The 2,809-nt window shown below is 41.5% G+C and carries 2 protein-coding genes and 1 pseudogene; all 3 read right to left on the reverse strand.

Features of this window, described 5'->3' with window-relative positions:
- A partial coding sequence (locus DWX62_RS21740) for a plasmid recombination protein (protein ID WP_220431787.1) occupies window positions 1–712 on the reverse strand: 712 nt, incomplete at its 3' end.
- Between the two features lie 618 nt (window positions 713–1,330).
- Entirely contained in the window at window positions 1,331–1,921 is a 591-nt protein-coding gene (locus tag DWX62_RS21755) for a replication/maintenance protein RepL (protein WP_004295513.1), read from the reverse strand.
- 437 nt (window positions 1,922–2,358) lie between these two features.
- A pseudogene (locus tag DWX62_RS21760) lies at window positions 2,359–2,809 on the reverse strand (mobilization protein); the annotation flags it as partial.

The raw sequence follows: 2,809 nt of genomic DNA on the forward strand, positions 1-2,809 counted from the left end.
TTTTTCCAATCAAGCCGTAAAACTTCTCTGAAGCCTTAGAAATGAGTTTTTGGACGTTCTTCTTTGTTTCAATGGAACGTAGTTCTTTCTGAAGCTGAAGAAGCTGGTTTTGTACGTCCTTGTGTTTGTCTAATGCACTGGATATATCGTTTGATAGTTCCTGAAGCTGTTCTTTCGCACATTCGGTCTTGTACTGCATAGCCGATAAGTGTTTGCGGTCAGAAGAAACGCCACGTTCCATGCCCAGTGTTTCAGATGCTATGGTTTGGAGTTCTGCCATGTCATCACGCGATAAACGCACACTTTTCCCATTCGGCTGCGTCCAATCGAAAACTACATGGGCATGAAGGTTAGGTGTCCATTGCTTTGCGTTCATGTATCCTTCGTCCTTGTGTATATGGATTTGAAATGCTTCGATACCGAAACGTTCTTTGCAGACCGTGGCAAACTGCTGGAGTTCCTGCATGGTGGTTTCTTGTTTGATTACTATTACTCCCTCTCGTATGGGTGCGGCTTTAGCCTGCATCTTCTGCCCAACCGTATCGAGATATCTTTGTTTCGCACTTTCCAGCCGATGGGAGATGCTATCTCCAACCCAGCTTTCATTCAAATGACTAAGTTCGGGACGAACATAGTCCAACTCTTTTTCCCTAAAGTTGTGAATCTCACTCCCCGGCTTCACTGCTTGTACATGAATACTTGTTGCTCCCATAAGTTAACATTTTTGTGACAATCGATAACAGCCGGTGACAGCCGGCTGACAGGGGGTTAAGGGGGCTTGTCCCCTTACACACGCACCCTTTAGGGTGCTAGTGTGCTATCACCATACTGCATAGGTGCGAAGTTAGCAAATGTTCTGTAAATGCACAAATAAAGGGGAAAACATTTGGATTTGCGACAATAAAGTACTACCTTTGTTGCTGACCAAACGGTAGCCGACCGATACGGGAGAGTTACCAAAATACAAGCCGCTGGAGTTAATTGACGGACATCCGACATCTCCAGCGGCTTTATTTTTGCCTATCTGCTTCGTCTAGGCATACCAGTACCTCTACTAAAAATGTACTTCAAAGATACTTATTTTCTACCGACTTGATAGTTTTTACCCCATATTCTTGGACATTTTTCCCCCATGAGGTTATCTTTGTAGGGTGAAAGAGAAACCCATAAACGGGGATAGATTGAATGCTGGGAAGCATAAACAATCGGGGTAAGGTTAGCGAACCTTGCCTTTCATCCCCCATTATAACTTTACATAGAGGAACTTTATCTATCCCCCCCCCGCCCCCAAAGGGGGAGCGACCAAACGGCAGCTTCACTCAATGGAGTGTTACTGTTCATCAAAGCCAAGTGATAATTGTCGTTTCTCTGCTTCTTCTTTCTTTTGGGCAGCTAAAGTCTTTTTCCGAACGTATGTTTTAGCAAATGTCACTCGGTCACCATTGAATACTATCAGAGGATTAATAAACCAAAGATTATCGGCTGGTCCTCGGGCTATGATTTCAGCTTTTACAAGTTCTGCAAGTCCTTTATAAACGGCTTTGTCTGTTTTGTATTTGGTATATTCTAGGCATTTTTTTCTATTGAAGATGATTAAATCATTTTTGGGTTTCATGCAGGTCATAAAGTAACCAAAAACCCGAATAGCTGCTTGTGATAGGTCAAAGAATGCAGCAAAGTTAGAAAGATACAATTTAGTGAATTGTTCTTCATCTACTTCTATTTGACGGATAAACGAAGTCTTAAACACTTCTCCAGTTTCAGTGTCGGCTAAAGCTACTACGGCTCTCTTATCGCCACCACTATTACTCTTATACTTTTTAACAACATGATTTTCAATACCTTCTATAGCTTGTTTCATAAAAGGATTTTCTTCGTTCTTTTGAAAATCGGTTAACTTAACTGCTTTTTTATTTTCCATTTTGATGTGTTTTTGGGAAATATTATTCTCCACAAAGTAAACTATTATTTTCCATAAAAACAATATTAAGGGAAATATTATTTTCCTGTTTAGTATTATATTAGGAAATCAGTATTTTCTAGATTGGAAAATGAGAATTTCCAATATGGAAAATGCCCTATATTGTGTATCAAGTACTTAACTTATTCTATTTCTTCTATTCTTAATATACCCCCAAAACAGCACAAAATCAGTCACTTAAAAATCATCGGTCGGGGAGCGCCCAGCGGCAAGGGGCGGGACCACCCGTCCCGACGAGCGCCACACCATAAACTTTTTTTAGAATAAGCACACAACCGTTTTCCGAACCCTGCAAAATTTCTTCCGAATCCGAACGACGTAACACTCCATTGAGAGAGGCTGCCGTTTGGTCGCTCCCCCTTTGGGGGCGGGGGGGGTTACATACCCATACCGAAACCTCTGCTTCTGGTGATTTGCTTGAGTAGGTCTTTCCCCTCTTCCATAGCTTTTGATATGTTTGGGAAATGATGCCTTAAAGCCTCCAGTTGTTCGGAATTGAACAAGTCTTTCATCTTACCAAGTTCTTTTTTCAATTCCTTGGTTTCGGTCTTTAGTTCTTGGTTCTCCGTCCTTAATCGGTTACTGGTTGTCCTTGCGTTGTCCATTTGTTGTCTATAATACTCCTTGTCATTCTCGGCTTTGAATGCCTTTGTGCCGTTTTGCTCTTTTTCAAGTATAGCCTTTCCCAGTCTATCGGATAGCTGTTCATTTTCCCCCTCTAAAGCCTTTACTTTGGCTTTTAAGGCATCCTTTTCCCTATCGTTGACTGTTTTTCCAATCAAGCCGTAAAACTTCTCTGAAGCCTTAGAAATGAGTTTTTGGACGTTC

The sequence above is a fragment of the Bacteroides sp. AF20-13LB genome, from assembly GCF_003603065.1.
Classification (GTDB): domain Bacteria; phylum Bacteroidota; class Bacteroidia; order Bacteroidales; family Bacteroidaceae; genus Bacteroides; species Bacteroides uniformis.